The sequence below is a fragment of the Achromobacter sp. NPDC008082 genome, from assembly GCF_042957345.1.
In the GTDB taxonomy this organism is placed as follows: Bacteria; Pseudomonadota; Gammaproteobacteria; order Burkholderiales; family Burkholderiaceae_B; genus Achromobacter; species Achromobacter kerstersii_A.
Window position 1 is genome coordinate 212,026 of sequence record NZ_JBIBIB010000005.1, and the last position, 14,978, is coordinate 227,003.

A 14,978-nucleotide genomic window follows, 5' to 3' on the forward strand; every position below is an offset into this window, starting at 1 on the left:
CTATGGCTGATCCCACCTTTTTCGAACTGTTCAAGGCCACCTGGGCACAAAATGGCCTAACTGAAGGCATTACCGACCTGCAATACAAGACCGGCTGGGCCTACATCGGCTCCGTTCCGCCGTCGGTTGAGCAGTTCAACAAGGTCCAGCAGACTACGGACGAGCGCCTCGCGTGGCTGTACAAGCAGCTCGAAGGTCTTGCCGCGGTGACGGGGCAGCCCCTGGTGGCGACCAGCACGGACGCTTTGAGCTATGCGCAGCAGAACCTGAACGCCTCCAACCTGAAGGCCGGCACGGTGCCGGTCGCGCGGTTGTCGGGTACCGCCGCATCCCTGACCGCTGGCGCCGCGACCAAGTTGGCGACGGCGCGCACGATCGCGGCCACGGGTGATGCGACGGGTACGACCACGTTCGACGGCTCGGCCAATGCATCCGTGGCGTTGACCCTTGCCGCCAGTGGCGTAACTGCCGGCACCTATGGGAACGCCAACACTTTGCCGACGTTCACCGTCGACGCCAAAGGGCGGCTGACGTCGGCCGGTTCCGTGGCGGTGGGCAATGCGGCGACCGCGACCAAGCTGGCGACTGCACGCACCATCGCTACCACGGGCGATGCGACCGGCTCCGGCTCGTTCGATGGGTCGGCGAACTTGTCGATGGCCTTGACGTTGGCTGCGAGCGGCGTCACCGTGGGCAGCTACGGCAACGCCAACGCGGTGCCCACCTTCACCGTGGATGCGAAAGGCCGCGTGTCGGCCGCCGGGGAGGTGGCGCTGGGCAATGCGGCTACTGCGACGAAGCTGGCCACCACGCGCTTGTTTTCCCTCACCGGTGGGGCGACGGCCGGTGGCGTGAGTTTTGATGGCTCCGGGAACGTGGCGCTTAACGTAACAGCGCTGGACGTGTCCAAGGCGAATGCCGGCACATTGCCCGTGGCGCGTGGCGGTACCGGCGTGGCTACCGTGGCGGCTGGGTCATACCTGACCGGTGACGGGGCAGGTGCATTGGTCTCCCGTACGCCGGCCGAGGTATTAGCGGATATTGGCGCACCGCCCACCACGTTGAACCTGACGGCCGGTAATGGTCTTACGGGCGGGGGAACCCTCGCTGCGAATCGATCTTTTGCGCTCGGAGTGCCTAGCACCATCACAACCAGCACAACTAACGCTGTGCAGCCCACAAGCCATACGCACGCGCTAACGCTGCCGAATGCGGCGGAGTCAACGGCTGGCATTCTCAAGCTGGCGACGGTTGCACAGTCGCAAGGGTTAATTGATGACGCGACGGCGCTGACACCGAAGAAGCTGGATGACGCGTTTAAGGGCACGAATCAGTCGCTGGGCAGGGACGTTGGCTTCCAGATTTTCCCCGGTGGTCTTATACGGCAATACGGATTCACATCAGGATTTTCTGGCTACACGATCACTTTGCCGATGGCGTTTCCTGGTGGGATTATCGGTCAACCCTCGGCCGTTTGCGTGGGCGGTCAGGCATCATCCCCGGTGGCCGCATGGGCAGAAACGTGTGATTTGATCGGAAACCAATTCAAGGTGTTTACGTACTCGGCGACCGCCGCCGGGGGCACGGTTAACTCCGCGCGCGCAATCGCATGGGAAGCATGGGGCAAGCTATGAAGACTTTTTACTCTGCGAAGACTGGTGGTTTCTATCAGGAAGGATTGCTCGACGCCTACGCTTCGCGTGACGCCCTACCGCTCGACCTGGTAGAAATCGACGCTGTTACGTATCAGCACTGCATGGCTGCTCCAGGGAGGGGGCAATTTGTGGTCGCGGGGATGGATGGAAGACCTGTCTGCGAGTTTCTGCCATCTCCGACCTCAGACGAGATTGCGCGGGCCAATTCCAGCGAGCGGGACGTGAGGCTAAGCAAGGCGGCGCTCCGGATTGCGCCTTTGCAAGACGCGGAGGACACCGGTGTCGCTACGCAAGCCGAGCTCGGCCTGCTCCTGCAATGGAAGCTGTACCGGGTGGCACTTAATCGTCTAAACGTCAATGCAAGCGGCCCCGAATGGCCTAGGGAACCGGGCCCGATCACTGCTTAGTCAGGAGCACCGGCGAGGCTCGCCCATCGGCCGGCGGATGTTAGCGACACGGTTGCGCCGGATACGCCGCGCGAGATTCAGAGTGCCAACCTTTCGACCGGTTCGAACGCCGCCGCAACGATCAGCGCGACAACGAAGGTCGTGAGCGCAACGGTGAGGCGGGCGCTGGGCGCAACGGCTCCGTCCTCACCATGTGCCAAAACTAGTTAACGCCCGCTGACGCGGGCCTTTTTTCGTCTGTAGGGGACGCGATTGAACATCCAAGATTTTGACGCCATTGCGGCCAAGTTCGCCGGCGTGCTGGGCGCGGCGGTATCCATGCGCTACCTGCAAGGCTCCTGGCCAGCGCGCGTCAGCATGGCCGTCAGCGGGTCACTGGTCGCATATTACGCCTCGCCGTACCTGTCGCTGGTGCTTGGTATCCCCGAGGGGCTGGCCGGGTTCTTGATGGGCATGTTCGGCATGGCCATCGTCTCGCGCGCATGGGAGGCAGTGCAGGCCGTGCCTATCCCCGCGCTCTGGCAAGCGGTCATCGATCGCGTGCGCGGCAAAGGGGCATGACATGGACAGCACCATCTATCTGACGCTGTGGGCCGTCCTGGCATTCATCTGCTGGCTTGTGGTTGCCGGCGGCGCCGTGCTGGCGGTGTTCTCTAAGTCGATCAAAGACACGACGCTGGAGCGCGTCGGCTTGGCGGCCGTCTGCCTTACCGCAACCGGTGCGGCATGCCGCATCTTCGTGGCCGGCTGGGCCAGCGCTGGCGATGCCGCGCTCGCGGCTTCGGCCGCCTTCTATGTGGCTGCCGTGACGGCCAAGCACATCAGGACACCGAAACAATGAACCTCTCCGCGATTATTAAAACGGGTATCGAACCGGCGCTGGCGCTGCTATCCGCGAATATGGACTCGCCGGCAGCGCGCGTCATGCTGCTGGCAATCGGCCTGCAGGAAAGCCGCTTTGTGCACCGGCGCCAGATTGGTGGCCCTGCGCGCGGCTTCTGGCAGTTTGAGAAGGGCACGCGCGCCAGCCGCGGCGGTGTGTGGGGCGTGTGCCTGCACGCGGCGAGCAAGGACCACCTGGCGGCATTGTGTAAGGCCCGCAGCGTGACATTCGACCCTGACGCGATTTACGGCGCGCTGGAATACGACGACGTGCTGGCGGCTGGCGTCGCGCGGCTGCTGCTGTGGACCAATCCCAAGGGGCTGCCTGCGATCGGGGATGCTGACGCAGCCTGGGCGCTGTATCTGCGGACCTGGCGCCCGGGCAAGCCTCACCCGCGGACCTGGCCGGCCCTACACGCACAAGCCATGGCCGAGGTGGCCCGATGAACGCGCTACCCAACCCGGCCAGCCTGGCCGGATGGAAGGGCTACGCGGCGGTGGGGCTGGCTGTCGCCGCGCTGACCAGCACCGCGGCTTGGACGGTGCAGGGATGGCGCGCAGACGCGAGGGCCGCAAGGATAGAGGCCGCTTGGGCAGCGGAACGAGAGACCTCAGCCCTTGCCATTGTTGCTGCAGTTGAGGCAGCGCGAGAAGAAGAAAGGCGGCGCACAGCCGCCCTGGAGAAAGTCCGTGACGATGCGACGAAACAAGCTGCTGCCGCGGCACGTGATGCTGCTGGTGCTCGTGCTGAGCGTGACGGGCTGCGCGCCCACGCAAACGCGCTGGCTCGCACCGCAATCGCCCGAGATCCCTCCGCTGCCGGCGGAGGCCCGCCAGGGGCCAGCGCCGTCGATTTGCTCGCCTACATGCTCGGCCGGGTTAGCGACCGAGCTGAAGAACTTGCGAGCGTTGCAGACCGCGCCCGCATCGCAGGACTGATGTGCGAGAAGGCCTATGACAGCGTGCGCGGGGCGCCGTAGCTATTTCTTAAGATGCTGCTTTACTGCCTCGACGGAGACGCCGACCGCCTTTACCGCCTCTTTCAATTGGAGTTCGCTCACGCCCAGTTGTTTTGTCCAGTAGCGCAGCTCGTGATCTTCGTTCACGTTGATTCGGGCACGGTCCTGGGGGCCTCGGTTCGTAAGATCGTCTGACATGCGAATCCTCCTTGTAAGAACCGGCCGAGCAGCAAGCGGTGTTCCCGCGCGTCAATCGACCGGGCGCTTGTGGGCCACTGCCACGGCGATGCAACCATTCGGTAGGCGGTATTTGCCATCGCCAAGCCATATGACTGTTTCGCCTGTGGGGAGGGTGCAAACGTACTGGTGGAGCGGCGTGGAATCAGCGGTACGTTTTATGATTAGACGCCGTTCTACTCGACAAGTTGATCGATCGGGTAGCTTGACGATGACATCGGCCAAACGGGAGCCGGAAGCCATAAATGTCCCCTCCTATAGTTCGCGCCTTCGCATCGGGATGGGTTTCATAGGCCAGCGGCCACCGGTTGTTCCCTGGCACTTCACAGTAAGCACCGCTTTCACAGTTCGGCATATCCGCCATGGGGTTGAGTGCCAACCTGGTACCAGGCCCGAGCAAGTAAAAGCGCCCCAGAGATGGGGCGCCGGTCGAATAGTTGGCTGCTTCAGGCATTCAAATTGCTGCAACGTAGTCGGTTCGGACATTGGGAGGTACCACTATGCTACGAGACGAACTACTTGCAAAAATGATTGTTCAAACTGCCCCTGCTCGCAATTTTGACGACTGGGCTGATGTACTGACGGAGTTCGCAAACTGTGTCGTCGAAGTCAGCCCGAAACTGAGCCGGGAAGAGTGCGAACGGCTGGTTGCCGTCGGGGCTTCGTTCTATCGCACGTTAGCCCGCGCCGAGGACTACCGGCGCACTTCGGCGTTGGGCGACTAAGTGGTGAGCCCGGCCCCTCTCGGCGGACGGGCGGCTCCGCACCTCTTTGCGCCAACCCGCTTCCCATGCGTCCACTTTCTCTCGCCACTCGGCGATCGACCCACCGCAGTGGCCTGGCATCTCCGAAGCGCGCAAATAAGGACAATCCAACAGGCTAAGACCCTCTCGGGCGGCTTGCGCGCCGAGCTTCTGGATGTCATCGCGTTGCATTGCCATTTCCTCCAAAAGAATGGTGATCGGAGGAGCCAGTATTGCCCAGTTGGAATGACGTTCGCAATAGTGTTGCAGGACTACTTGGCAAGTGTCGGGCGCATCACTTGTTGATCCGGTGCACCGCCATCCCCGGTGGTAGCGGTTGCCGTCGATTTCTTCGAAGCCGCAGGCCTTCATTCCTTGGTTGGAAGCGAACGTCGGTAGCATTGGCTCCAGCAGGTCCGGGATGGCGCAGGGCACCGAGGCGGTCAACTCCGTGAGCGACCGATGCCTACATCCAGCGTCTCTCGAGCGTGTGCACGGAGCCCGCGCCGCGCTTGATCCAGCTGCTCGATCGGATTATTTCGTCCTCAGGGCAGGAATCCAGCGAGTGACGGCCCAACTGTCCGCGTGCCAGGCTAGGCAACGCTAGGGCGTCCCAATAGCGAGTTGGTCACTTATCTGAGATCTCATCCCTCTGCGAGCTGTTCTTAACAAAGTCGTTGGGCATGGGGGCCTTCGCCTTATGCAATTGTGCAAACATCCGAGTTATTCCCACTATGCCAAACAGCATCAGGCACAAAGACAAAAAGCTCCCGATGCCGAATGAGTACTTCGTTAGAAAGCCGGCTCGACTCTCGTATTCGGCGACGCTTTCGTCCGATTTGACTGCGATTCCGAGAGGCGCTCTCACGGCGTCGTATGCGCTGACTGAAATATGCGGCGACGCAATACCTACACTGACTGACTCTTTAGGCCGAAGATCCCCAAGTAATACGAGGAGGCGATCACCGTCCCTTTTGGCAGTAAATGGGATCTTGGTCTGGACCGTTATCTGATCTTCAATCGCCCTTTCCGATGGGGGAATCCAGACTTTAGAGTCAAGGATGATGTGGACGTTTTTTTCCGGGTACTTCCCATGGTTCTCCACGTCCAGCCTAAGAGCGGTCAGAGGCGAGACGTCCACTAGGCCAGTAAGCGTGAATTGTAATTGTCGATCCGGATTCAGAATTCCGAACATCCATGGTGCGAGACCCAATAGTCCGACTACGACCGGGATGACCACTAGGTAAATTGAATTGCGCATATGACACCTTTTGGGAGATCACAACTATAACCAGTTGTTTCTCTTTCAGTCGGTGTAAGGCCAATCGCAGTCACGATTGTGGCAATAGCACTCTTCACCGAGGAGCCATGCCTTTGCGCAGTTTGTGTGGCGCCTCCATCAGTTTCTGGGTATCTTGGTCACGTTCTAGGACGCATGGCTCCACGGCAAGCCGTTCACGTAGTTCATCGTAGATGTCACCCATCAGCCCCGCGGGCCGCTTGATGTCATTCGCCACCTGGTGCCAGCGCAGGAATTCGGAACGCATCCGCTTGATCTCCCAGAGCAGGGCGATGACGTCGGGATTCCAGGGCTGACGCTCGCGGATAGCGCGGAGGTCGGCGTGGGTTAGGGGGGCTTTGAACGGCATGATGGAAAACACTGGTCAGACATCCAGTATATTCGCGCACACCGAACTTCTTGAGCAGTAGCTCGGCGTCCTTCAGCGTCTGGTAGTGGCTGCACATCTGCCCCCCTTAAGAGGGTCCAGGACGGGTCTAGTGGTATCGCCGCTTGCCGGCCGCCCCGATCTAGCGCCTTAAATTAGCGGTTCGGTTGAAGCGATTTGGGGAATCTTCGCCACCAGTCACGATATGCCATAAAGCTTGCCATGACAATGTAACCGGCGCCCGCTAAGAGCAACTGCAGCGAAACGTTGGTGATAGAAGCGCGCGGGCCTTCTAGGCCGAAGAACGACATAGCGATCATTGCGACCCCTAAACCGAACGTTATTAGCAACACTAAGGCGCGGGCACAGCGCAAAAGGCGGCGTTTTTTTCGCGAGTGGGGAGCAGATTCCGCCAGCGATTTAGTTACGGTGCCTCTGTACTTGGCTCCCTTGGGGATGCCCCGTACCGTCCCCAGCAGAGATGGCTTTATATCTATGCCAGTGTGTAGCACTTCTATGACCGCGCCGTCATGCCTGTCTAAGAACTTAAAAGAGATAGGGACATCAATGGCGCTAATTGGGTGGGGCACTGCCTGAAAGTTTGTCACCGGTCGGTGGGACGTCAAAACCGTGGCAGCGAGGACTTGTCCGTCGGAATCAAAGTTAATTCGTAGCGGGTCCGAGGGTTCAAGATCGGCATCGTGGATGGTCTTATCGGTCGGGTTCCAGATCCAAACTCTAGTGCGCGTCAAACGCGGAATTGACTGGCCCATGTACATCACCGTAATGCCCTCGGGAAGTTCGGAATTTGCTGTACCTAAGAGCAGCGTTCCGTGATAGCACCAATGCAGCGCTTTCTTTTGCTTGGCAAGAACAAATAGGATCACTGAAACAATGATGCCAAGAACGGCAAAGGCGATCCCTATCCAGGCGTCCCTAGATAGGCTTTCGAAAAACGCCATAACCGTACCGGTTGCCTTCTCGACATGTTCAGTGTTTACCGTACGACCGACTGCCATCGATTTGTCTCTTATGAGGTGTTCTTCTGGAATCACAACCTCGAACGAAAGCCATGATTGCGGAGCAGCATAAACTTTGCGGAGCATAGCGAAAGGCCCGCAATTGCTTGCGGGCCTTGGAATTCTTGGTGGCGCGTCCCAGATTCGAACAAGGACCTGCGGATTCTGATTCCGCCGCTCACAGCTAAGCGAGCAGATGGTATCACGAAAGGTATCAAAATATCTCTAGATCAGTCCTAGACGGCAGTCATTCCTGACGCGTTGAGACTAAGAGTAGAGGGGCGCGAGCGCGGGAATAGTGGCGCAAGAGACCTACCTCCAATCACGGACCAATCGACGGAATTAAGGGTAGGAATGAGGGTAAGGGGGCAGACTCGCAACGATCACTTTCTTATAAATCAGCGGCTTACACCCGGATTCCGCTTCCAATACCGCCTACCAGATTCCTGCAAAGCAGTGCCTAGCACTGTTAAGTAATGCCTAGAAAGCCGCGTAAGTCTTTGACTTCGCGGCTTTTTTGCATTTGCCACTTACGTTCGTCGATTACGTCCGTCGTTTACGTCCGTCGTTTACGTTCTTCGTTTACGTCCGTCGCTTACATTCGTCGCTTACGTTCACCGCGATTAACTAAGCCACCACCCCGGTATTAACTCCAGCCACTCGTCTTGACTCGTCTCGATAATCGGCGGTGTTAAATACCTGACGGAAAAACGCGCTTGAATATGGCGTTGCCCGGACCCGCAACTAGTGCGCTTGTCTTTGACTCACGGTGATTTTTCACCCGGTGAAGAGTGCGCATTTTTCATGACACCGCGAATATTCAGCGCCGCCAACCCCAATTGCAGCGCGATCAGGGCGAATGCGCCATCGTGCATCCCCCATGCGATCCACAGCGCATTGCTCAATAGAAATACCCAGAATCCGGCCTTGCGTTTGCCAGCCCCTTGCGAGGCAACGAGCCAAGCCGCCGCAAGGGATGTGACCATGGCCGGCCATTGAAGAAAATCCCACATCGCTTCCATTGAGCAGTCCGCGTTCCATACAAGAGCAGCCGGTCTGGGCGGGAATTCAACCCGGGCTTAAGCGGTCGATACCGGGGGTTTGTTGCGGGTCTACGCCGGGCATCGGGTTGGGGATGCTATCGGGCGGCCAGGTTTTTCCGCCTTGGCCGCCAGATTTTGAGGGGTCGTCTGCGCCTTCATCCTTTTTCTTGGCGGGTGGGATCTCGGCGGGATGCTGATCGGGTTGTTGATCAGGCTGTGGGCGGGTGTCAGGGGAAGTCATGGTTTGCTCCTAGCTGATTTTCTTTAGCAGCCTGGCGACACGTGCGATGCCGCCTGTGCCGCTGGCAGCGCGTCCGATAAGCGCCGTGCCGGCCGCCGTGAAGGCTGCTCGTCTGAACACGGTGGTGCCACGCATGCCGGCCACGAGCAGAAAGGCGCCAAGTCCGAAGACCAGCAGATGCTCACCAGGAAAGTCCGGCCGGCTTGCGTCGATGTCTTTCAATTCCTGTATCAGCGATCGATCCCCGCGCGCGGGAACGTCGGCTTCGGCGATGGCGTCGGATTTCATGGGGGTCTCCCGGGTTCGATGAGCCGGCTATTCAGCAAGTGCCATGCCACACAGGCTGGACACGCACCGAGCAAATTTTGCCGGTCGAGCAAAAAAACGCCCCGCCAAGCGGGGCAAATCCACGGATCAGGTGGTTGTCGCCGCAGCGGCAGGGGGAGTGCCGGTGTCGCCATGCTTGACCCGAATGGCGACCACCGCCGCGGCGAGGCTGTTCAGCAATTGGCGTGCCTGCTACAGCACGGGCCGGGAAAGAGACTTGCTGACTTTACGAAGACAGTCCCAAAACGCCTTACCGTATGGAGGGTTTCGAAAATGATGATCGAGGTTTTCCAACATACCGATGGCCAGTGGAGTTTTCGACGCATCGCTTTATTAGGCGTGGAAGAAGACGCGGCGCACTATGCCACCCGGGACGATGCCGTTGCCGCCGCCAATCTTAAATACCTGGGGGAGTCGGTATCTACCGTAGAGGCAACGACGGACCCCGCGACCGGCAAGCTCCGTTCGGATTAAATGAGCGTCATTCGGGCCGTGGTCCATGGCTGTTGCGGGCCCATTCTTTGCGACGTTATCTGATATGGTCCGGGTACGTCCCCCACTCCCCAGACCATGCATAACTTTCTGAAGGCAATTCTTTTGACGCCCGCCCTGTGGCTGGCCGGGTGCGCGATCCCGCCGATGAAAGGCAGCCCAGCGGAAAAGCCCTCGCAAGCACGCGTTGATGAGCTGCCGATGTACGGCGGCATGGATCGGTCGGCCGCTGCTGAACTTCAGGCCAGTGACAAAAAGCTCATCGCGGATGCGACTCGCGCATTTGGTTCCGCGGAAAAGGCGTCGCAGGCGTGGGTCGGGCAGGGCTACCGCTTCTATCAAGCTGACCAGTTGGGCATGGCGATGCGGCGGTTTAATCAGGCGTGGCTGCTGAACCCCGACAACCCCGAGGTCTACACCGGCTTTGCCGCGGTGCTGCATGATCAGGGGAAATACTGCCAGGCGATGAGCATGATGGATCAAGCGATCAGCCATGATCCCCCCACGTTTCAAGGTATCTACGCGGACGCCGGGCGCATTGCCGCGCGCTGCGCGGCGGACGACAAGACCTTGCCGCCCGAAGCCCGGGTGGCGGCAACGGCCCGTTCCGACGAGTGGTACCGCAAGGGCGAAGCCGTGGAGCCGGACAAGGGCTATCTGTATGCGTCGTGGGCAACGGCCTATTACTGGCGTGGCCAGTATGACCAGGCATGGGCGATGGTCGTGAAATCGCGTGCGGCGGGCGGCAACCCCAGCCCGAGATTCATGGATATGCTGCGCGCCAAGCAGCCGGAACCCCGGCCGTAACCGTTGGCGCGCGTCTGCCTGCTCGGCTCCGGCCCCGCATTTGCGATATTCTGCTGACCATCATGATCAAAGCTCTATGGTTGGCGTTGGGCTGCGTGATGCTGGCACTGGGCGTCATCGGCGCGTTCCTGCCGGTCATGCCGACGACGATATTTCTGATTCTTGCCGTGGGCTGCTTTTCGCGGTCGTCTCCGCGTTTGGAAAAGTGGCTGCTGGATAGCCCCACCTACGGCCCGGCCCTGCGCACGTGGCGCGAGCAAGGCGCCGTGTCGCGTAAGGGCAAGACCTATGCGTGCCTGGGCATGGCGGCGGGCTACGCGCTGTTCTGGTGGAGTGCGCATCCGTCCTGGCTGCTGGCGGTGGGCGTTGGCCTTTTCTTCATTGCCAGCGCAGCCTACGTGCTGAGCCGTCCCGCGCCGAAAGCGTCCGATTCCGCTTCGCCAGACGCTCGCGGCTAAACGCCGCATCCCTTCCCGCATCCCTCCCCGCATCGCATACATTCAGCCCGTATTTAGCGCGTTGTCGGCCAATGGTCAGGGGATTGATATGCCCTTGAAAGACTTCGGCGTGGCGTAACGCAGCGAAATGCTTCGCGCCTGTTCGCCTGCTCGCAGCGGGCGCCTTCTCTGATGTAATGCCCCACAGTCGGGCTGTTCAAGCAGCGGCGCATCGTTCCGAAGGCGCCCAAGGCCCGGGCAAGGATGCGTCATGTTGAACAAGCGTCGGGAACTTCTATTTGCGGCCATGTCAGGGGCGGCGCTGGGCTGGTCGAGTCCGTCGTCCGCCACCGCGACGCTGGCCTCGCCGCAAGAAACCTTGGACCTGTGGCCGGGCAATCACGCGCCTGACGGGCGCGGCCCGCAAGGGCCTGAACAGGTGAGCGCCAAGGGTTCCATCACGCAGGTATCGCGTCCACGTCTTGTGGTCTACCGCCCGGCGCAACCCAACGGTACGGCGGCGCTGGTGATTGCCGGCGGTGGCTACGCGCATATCGAATGCGGAACGGAAAGCACGCCCACGTGCCTATGGTTGCAGGCGCAGGGCGTGACCGCGTTTGAACTGGTGTATCGCCTGCCGGGCGAGCATTGGCCGGCGATCGCGCCGTTGCAAGACGGGCAGCGCGCATTGAGGGTGATCCGGGCGGCGGCAGGGCGTTTTGGCCTGGATGGCGGGCGTATCGGCGTCATCGGGTTTTCCGCCGGCGGGCATCTGGCGGGCTTTACCGCCGCCACGCCCACCGTGTCGCATTACGCGGCGGTAGACGCCGCCGACAGCATGTCGTCGCGCCCCGATTTCGCAGCGCTGATCTACCCGGTGCTGACCTTCATGCCGCCGTTTGACCACACCCATGCGCGCCGCGAGATCGTGGGCGAACATCCCACGGCCGAGCAAAGCGCGGCGTACTCGGTGGACCATCTGGTGACGGCGCAGATGCCGCCGGTATTCCTGGCGCAAGCGCAAGACGACCCGATCTCGCCCGTGGATAACAGCCTGCTGATGTTCAACGCGCTGCGGCGCGTGGGCGTGCCCGCCGAGATGCACCTCTTTCCCCAAGGCAAGCATGGCTGGGGGCTGGGCAAACCAGGCACGCGCGTGCATGCCTGGCCGGACTTGTTCAAAGACTGGCTGGCGTACAACCAGTCAGTGTGAATGCCGGGGGTCGCCTCGCGTTTCGATCACCTTCAGATAGAGCGTGGCCGGCTCCAGGCAGCCGCCGGTAGATAGCTGGCCGACCAGTTGCCGATACAGCTCTTGCCACGGTGTTTGCGACGGGGGCGCCTGATACGGAGGTTCCTGTTTGCGCCGCGCCATTTCGGCGTCATCCACCAAGGCCGTGACGCTGCGTTGATTCAAATCGACGCGGATCTTGTCACCCGTGCGCAGCAGCGCCAGGCCGCCGCCCACTGCCGCTTCGGGCGACATGTTCAGGATGGACGGGCTGGCCGACGTGCCGCTTTGCCGGCCGTCGCCCAGGCAGGGCAGGGAATCCACGCCGCGCTTGATCAGGTGTGACGGCGGCGCCATGTTGACGACTTCGGCGCTGCCCGGGTAGCCCACCGTGCCTGCGCCCCGTATCACCAGGATGCAGTGCTCGTCGATGTTCAGCGCAGGGTCTTCGATGCGCGCGTGATAGTCCTCGGGGCCTTCGAACACGATGGCGCGCGCTTCGAACGCGTTCTCGGAACCCGGTTCGGACAAATAGGCGCGGCGGAAGGCTTCGCCTACGACCGACATCTTGATGATGGCGCTGTCGAAGAAATTGCCCGACAGCACGATGAAGCCCGCGCGATGTTTCAGCGGCGCATCGCAGGTGCGGATGACGTCGGCATCGTGGGTCTTGGCGGCCGACGCAATGTCGCCAATCGTCTTGCCGGACACGGTGGCGCAGTCGGCATGCAGGCGGCCGGCGGCCAGCAATTCATGCATGACGGCAGGCACGCCGCCCGCGCGGTGAAAGCCTTCTCCCAAGTGTTCACCGGCTGGCACGCAGTTCACCAGCAAAGGCACGTCTTCGCCCAGGCGCTGCCAGTCATCCAGGCTCAGGTCGATGCCGGCGTGCCGGGCTATCGCAATCAGGTGAGGCGGGCAGTTGGTGGACGCGCCCAATGCCGAGGCCACGACGATGGCGTTTTCAAACGCCTGCCGCGTCAGGATGTGCGACGGCCGCAAGTCTTCGCGCACCATGTCGCAGATGCGCAAGCCGGTGGCATAAGCCATTTGCGCGCGCTCCCGGTAGGGTGCGGGGATGCTGGCGCAGGTGGGCAACGACATGCCCAGCGCTTCCGCCAGCGAGTTCATGGAAAGCGCCGTGCCCATGGTGTTGCAGTGGCCCACCGATGGCGATGACGCCGTGGCCAGCGTCATGAAGCCTTCGTAGTCCAGCTTGCCCGCCGCCATCAGGTTGCGCGCATGCCAGATGACGGTGCCGGAACCCACGCGCTGGCCGTCGTGCCAGCCGTCCAGCATCGGGCCGCCCGACAGCACGATGGCGGGCAGGTCGACCGTGGCGGCGGCCATCAGACAGGCGGGCGTGGTCTTGTCGCAACCGGTCGTCAAGACCACGCCGTCCAGCGGATAGCCGTGCAGAATCTCAACCAGGCCCAGATAGGCCAGGTTGCGATCCAGCGCCGCCGTGGGCCGCCGCCCCTGTTCAGCCAGCGGATGCACGGGGAACTCCATGGGAATGCCTCCCGCGTCCCGGATACCCGCCTTGATGCGTTCAGCCAGCGTCAGGTGATGGCGGTTGCAGGGCGCCAGATCGCTGCCGGTCTGGGCGATGCCGATGATTGGCCGTCCGGATTGCAGCTCCTGCCGCGTCAGGCCGTAGTTCAGATAGCGCTCGACATAGATCGCCGTCATGTCGGCGTGAGACGGATCGTCGAACCATTTCTGGCTGCGCAACTTGCGGGGGGTGTGAGACATGAGAGGCTCGCTTGCTTCACTTGCGTCAATCGGGAGGCGTCAGTTACGCGCCTTCTGGATCTCGTCGTTCAACTGCTTGACGAGGTCTGGGCCCAGTTCCTGCGTGTACTTGTCCACCACGGGCTGCACCTTTTGCCGCATGCGCGCCACTTCTTCGGGCGTGACGGTGTTGATCTTCATGCCGGCTTGCTCAAGCGTGGTCATGGCCTTGGTGGAATCGGCGCGGCTGTCCTTGCGTTCAAAGTCACGCGACGCCGCAGCGGCCTGCCGGATCAGCTTTTGTTCGTCAGGCGACAGGGTGTCCCACCATTTCTTGGACGCCAGCACCACCCACGGCGTGTAAACGTGGCGCGTGATGGTCAGGAAGGGCTGCACTTCATAGAACTTGCTGCTCTGGATGGTGGTGATGGGGTTTTCCTGGCCGTCGACCGTGCGGGTTTCCAGCGCGGTGAACAATTCCGAGAACGGCATGGGCACGGCGTTGGCGCCCAGCGTATTGAAGACCCCCAGCGCGATCTGGTTCTGCATGACGCGCAGCTTGATGCCTTGCAAGTCTTCCGCACGCGTGATGGGGCGCTTGGAATTGGTCATGTTGCGAAAGCCGTTTTCCCAATAGACCAGGCCGACCAGGCCCTTGGATTCCAGCTTCTTCATCAGGTCTTGGCCCAAGGGGCCGTCCAGCACCGCGTCGGCTTCCTTTTCGCTGTTGAACAGGAAGGGAAGGTCGAACACGCCGAATTCCTTCACCATGCCCGCCAAGGGCGCAGTGGACCCCACCATCATTTCCTGCGCGCCGCCGGCCAGCGCGCCTTGCATCTGTTCGTCAGAGCCCAGGTTGGCCGAGCCGAACGTCTTCATCTTCAGCTTGCCGCCGCTGACTTTTTCCAGCTCTTGCGCCAGGAAGCGCGCGGCGCGGCCCTGGACGCTTTCTTCATTCAGGCCGTAGCCAAAACGGATCAGGCGCGGCTTGACGTCGGCCGCCGCGGCCACGCCTGCGACGGCGCAGGACAGCGCCGTCGCCAGCACAAGTAGACGAGTCTTGAATCGGGTGATCATGGTGCTCCTCCTTGGGTTTT

The 14,978-nt window shown here is 61.3% G+C and carries 21 protein-coding genes; 11 read left to right on the top strand and 10 right to left on the bottom strand.

The genetic code is table 11. The features are described from left to right. Positions 1-2: 2 nt before the first annotated feature. From ACFZAI_RS20775 to ACFZAI_RS20800, 6 genes are all read left to right on the top strand, one after another. Entirely contained in the window at positions 3-1,634 is a 1,632-nt protein-coding gene (locus ACFZAI_RS20775; protein ID WP_391568703.1) for a hypothetical protein, read from the top strand. After that, entirely contained in the window at positions 1,631-2,062 is a 432-nt protein-coding gene (locus tag ACFZAI_RS20780; protein ID WP_391568704.1) for a tail fiber assembly protein, read from the top strand. Before ACFZAI_RS20775 ends, ACFZAI_RS20780 begins: the two co-directional genes overlap by 4 nt. Positions 2,063-2,314: 252 nt before the next feature. After that, entirely contained in the window at positions 2,315-2,623 is a 309-nt protein-coding gene (locus ACFZAI_RS20785; protein ID WP_391568705.1) for a hypothetical protein, read from the top strand. Position 2,624: 1 nt separating this feature from the next. Then, positions 2,625-2,903: a hypothetical protein gene (locus tag ACFZAI_RS20790; RefSeq protein WP_391568706.1), complete on the top strand. Its 279-nt coding sequence runs from the start codon at positions 2,625-2,627 to the stop codon at positions 2,901-2,903. Continuing rightward, positions 2,900-3,391 carry a hypothetical protein gene (locus ACFZAI_RS20795; RefSeq protein WP_391568707.1) on the top strand — a complete coding sequence of 164 codons (492 nt, stop codon included), beginning with the start codon at positions 2,900-2,902 and terminating at the stop codon, positions 3,389-3,391. Before ACFZAI_RS20790 ends, ACFZAI_RS20795 begins: the two co-directional genes overlap by 4 nt. Then, a complete protein-coding gene (locus ACFZAI_RS20800) occupies positions 3,388-3,924 on the top strand; it encodes a DUF2514 family protein (RefSeq protein WP_391568708.1) in 537 nt (178 codons plus the stop codon). Before ACFZAI_RS20795 ends, ACFZAI_RS20800 begins: the two co-directional genes overlap by 4 nt. Here ACFZAI_RS20800 and ACFZAI_RS20805 read toward each other — a convergent pair whose 3' ends face one another. After that, complete coding sequence (locus ACFZAI_RS20805) at positions 3,925-4,101, bottom strand: DUF3606 domain-containing protein (RefSeq protein WP_082386985.1); 177 nt, start codon at positions 4,099-4,101, stop codon at positions 3,925-3,927. Positions 4,102-4,640: 539 nt separating this feature from the next. Between ACFZAI_RS20805 and ACFZAI_RS20810 the strand changes: the two genes are divergently transcribed. Beyond that, positions 4,641-4,865 carry a DNA-3-methyladenine glycosylase gene (locus ACFZAI_RS20810; RefSeq protein WP_391568709.1) on the top strand — a complete coding sequence of 75 codons (225 nt, stop codon included), beginning with the start codon at positions 4,641-4,643 and terminating at the stop codon, positions 4,863-4,865. On the opposite strand, the gene ACFZAI_RS20815 is transcribed toward ACFZAI_RS20810, so the two are convergent. The 7 genes from ACFZAI_RS20815 to ACFZAI_RS20845 all read right to left on the bottom strand — a co-directional run bounded on the left by ACFZAI_RS20815 (position 4,818) and on the right by ACFZAI_RS20845 (position 9,141). After that, positions 4,818-5,285 (bottom strand): CrpP-related protein, encoded by a 468-nt coding sequence (locus tag ACFZAI_RS20815; protein WP_391568710.1) that lies wholly within the window; start codon positions 5,283-5,285, stop codon positions 4,818-4,820. The genes ACFZAI_RS20810 and ACFZAI_RS20815 overlap by 48 nt on opposite strands. A 226-nt stretch (positions 5,286-5,511) precedes the next feature. Continuing rightward, entirely contained in the window at positions 5,512-6,144 is a 633-nt protein-coding gene (locus tag ACFZAI_RS20820) for a hypothetical protein (RefSeq protein ID WP_391568711.1), read from the bottom strand. Between the two features lie 94 nt (positions 6,145-6,238). Then, positions 6,239-6,532: a hypothetical protein gene (locus tag ACFZAI_RS20825; RefSeq protein WP_391569177.1), complete on the bottom strand. Its 294-nt coding sequence runs from the start codon at positions 6,530-6,532 to the stop codon at positions 6,239-6,241. Positions 6,533-6,705: 173 nt separating this feature from the next. Then, complete coding sequence (locus ACFZAI_RS20830; RefSeq protein ID WP_391568712.1) at positions 6,706-7,656, bottom strand: hypothetical protein; 951 nt, start codon at positions 7,654-7,656, stop codon at positions 6,706-6,708. Between the two features lie 677 nt (positions 7,657-8,333). Further along, positions 8,334-8,591 carry a hypothetical protein gene (locus ACFZAI_RS20835; protein WP_391568713.1) on the bottom strand — a complete coding sequence of 86 codons (258 nt, stop codon included), beginning with the start codon at positions 8,589-8,591 and terminating at the stop codon, positions 8,334-8,336. Between the two features lie 46 nt (positions 8,592-8,637). Continuing rightward, the gene (locus ACFZAI_RS20840; protein ID WP_391568714.1) at positions 8,638-8,853 is read right to left on the bottom strand and encodes a hypothetical protein; all 216 of its coding nucleotides are present in this window, start codon (positions 8,851-8,853) and stop codon (positions 8,638-8,640) included. 9 nt (positions 8,854-8,862) lie between these two features. Continuing rightward, positions 8,863-9,141 (bottom strand): hypothetical protein, encoded by a 279-nt coding sequence (locus ACFZAI_RS20845; protein ID WP_391568715.1) that lies wholly within the window; start codon positions 9,139-9,141, stop codon positions 8,863-8,865. Between the two features lie 171 nt (positions 9,142-9,312). Here ACFZAI_RS20845 and ACFZAI_RS20850 point away from each other — a divergent pair, with 171 nt between their 5' ends. From ACFZAI_RS20850 to ACFZAI_RS20865, 4 genes are all read left to right on the top strand, one after another. Continuing rightward, the gene (locus tag ACFZAI_RS20850) at positions 9,313-9,654 is read left to right on the top strand and encodes a hypothetical protein (RefSeq protein ID WP_391568716.1); all 342 of its coding nucleotides are present in this window, start codon (positions 9,313-9,315) and stop codon (positions 9,652-9,654) included. Positions 9,655-9,819: 165 nt separating this feature from the next. Further along, on the top strand, positions 9,820-10,479 hold the full coding sequence (locus ACFZAI_RS20855) for a tetratricopeptide repeat protein (RefSeq protein WP_391568717.1): 660 nt from the start codon (positions 9,820-9,822) through the stop codon (positions 10,477-10,479). Positions 10,480-10,541: 62 nt separating this feature from the next. Beyond that, entirely contained in the window at positions 10,542-10,937 is a 396-nt protein-coding gene (locus tag ACFZAI_RS20860; protein WP_391568718.1) for a YbaN family protein, read from the top strand. A gap of 250 nt (positions 10,938-11,187) precedes the next feature. Continuing rightward, the gene (locus ACFZAI_RS20865; RefSeq protein WP_391568719.1) at positions 11,188-12,129 is read left to right on the top strand and encodes an alpha/beta hydrolase; all 942 of its coding nucleotides are present in this window, start codon (positions 11,188-11,190) and stop codon (positions 12,127-12,129) included. Here ACFZAI_RS20865 and ACFZAI_RS20870 read toward each other — a convergent pair. Together ACFZAI_RS20870 and ACFZAI_RS20875 are read right to left on the bottom strand one after the other, a co-directional pair. Beyond that, positions 12,121-13,902: an IlvD/Edd family dehydratase gene (locus tag ACFZAI_RS20870; protein WP_391568720.1), complete on the bottom strand. Its 1,782-nt coding sequence runs from the start codon at positions 13,900-13,902 to the stop codon at positions 12,121-12,123. The genes ACFZAI_RS20865 and ACFZAI_RS20870 overlap by 9 nt on opposite strands. A gap of 39 nt (positions 13,903-13,941) precedes the next feature. Continuing rightward, positions 13,942-14,958 (bottom strand): TRAP transporter substrate-binding protein, encoded by a 1,017-nt coding sequence (locus tag ACFZAI_RS20875; RefSeq protein WP_391568721.1) that lies wholly within the window; start codon positions 14,956-14,958, stop codon positions 13,942-13,944. Between the last annotated feature and the right edge of the window lie 20 nt (positions 14,959-14,978).

Bases quoted from the DNA above. Each gene is read 5' to 3' on its own strand.
- ACFZAI_RS20825 (WP_391569177.1), bottom strand. From the start codon at position 6,532: ATGCCGTTCAAAGCCCCCCTAACCCACGCCGACCTCCGCGCTATCCGC.
- ACFZAI_RS20815 (WP_391568710.1), bottom strand. From the start codon at position 5,285: ATGCTACCGACGTTCGCTTCCAACCAAGGAATGAAGGCCTGCGGCTTC.
- ACFZAI_RS20835 (WP_391568713.1), bottom strand. From the start codon at position 8,591: ATGGAAGCGATGTGGGATTTTCTTCAATGGCCGGCCATGGTCACATCC.
- ACFZAI_RS20800 (WP_391568708.1), top strand. From the start codon at position 3,388: ATGAACGCGCTACCCAACCCGGCCAGCCTGGCCGGATGGAAGGGCTAC.
- ACFZAI_RS20845 (WP_391568715.1), bottom strand. From the start codon at position 9,141: ATGAAATCCGACGCCATCGCCGAAGCCGACGTTCCCGCGCGCGGGGAT.
- ACFZAI_RS20775 (WP_391568703.1), top strand. From the start codon at position 3: ATGGCTGATCCCACCTTTTTCGAACTGTTCAAGGCCACCTGGGCACAA.
- ACFZAI_RS20805 (WP_082386985.1), bottom strand. From the start codon at position 4,101: ATGTCAGACGATCTTACGAACCGAGGCCCCCAGGACCGTGCCCGAATC.
- ACFZAI_RS20790 (WP_391568706.1), top strand. From the start codon at position 2,625: ATGGACAGCACCATCTATCTGACGCTGTGGGCCGTCCTGGCATTCATC.
- ACFZAI_RS20855 (WP_391568717.1), top strand. From the start codon at position 9,820: ATGAAAGGCAGCCCAGCGGAAAAGCCCTCGCAAGCACGCGTTGATGAG.
- ACFZAI_RS20840 (WP_391568714.1), bottom strand. From the start codon at position 8,853: ATGACTTCCCCTGACACCCGCCCACAGCCTGATCAACAACCCGATCAG.
- ACFZAI_RS20865 (WP_391568719.1), top strand. From the start codon at position 11,188: ATGTTGAACAAGCGTCGGGAACTTCTATTTGCGGCCATGTCAGGGGCG.
- ACFZAI_RS20830 (WP_391568712.1), bottom strand. From the start codon at position 7,656: ATGCTCCGCAAAGTTTATGCTGCTCCGCAATCATGGCTTTCGTTCGAG.
- ACFZAI_RS20820 (WP_391568711.1), bottom strand. From the start codon at position 6,144: ATGCGCAATTCAATTTACCTAGTGGTCATCCCGGTCGTAGTCGGACTA.
- ACFZAI_RS20860 (WP_391568718.1), top strand. From the start codon at position 10,542: ATGATCAAAGCTCTATGGTTGGCGTTGGGCTGCGTGATGCTGGCACTG.
- ACFZAI_RS20870 (WP_391568720.1), bottom strand. From the start codon at position 13,902: ATGTCTCACACCCCCCGCAAGTTGCGCAGCCAGAAATGGTTCGACGAT.
- ACFZAI_RS20850 (WP_391568716.1), top strand. From the start codon at position 9,313: ATGCTTGACCCGAATGGCGACCACCGCCGCGGCGAGGCTGTTCAGCAA.
- ACFZAI_RS20875 (WP_391568721.1), bottom strand. From the start codon at position 14,958: ATGATCACCCGATTCAAGACTCGTCTACTTGTGCTGGCGACGGCGCTG.
- ACFZAI_RS20780 (WP_391568704.1), top strand. From the start codon at position 1,631: ATGAAGACTTTTTACTCTGCGAAGACTGGTGGTTTCTATCAGGAAGGA.
- ACFZAI_RS20810 (WP_391568709.1), top strand. From the start codon at position 4,641: ATGCTACGAGACGAACTACTTGCAAAAATGATTGTTCAAACTGCCCCT.
- ACFZAI_RS20795 (WP_391568707.1), top strand. From the start codon at position 2,900: ATGAACCTCTCCGCGATTATTAAAACGGGTATCGAACCGGCGCTGGCG.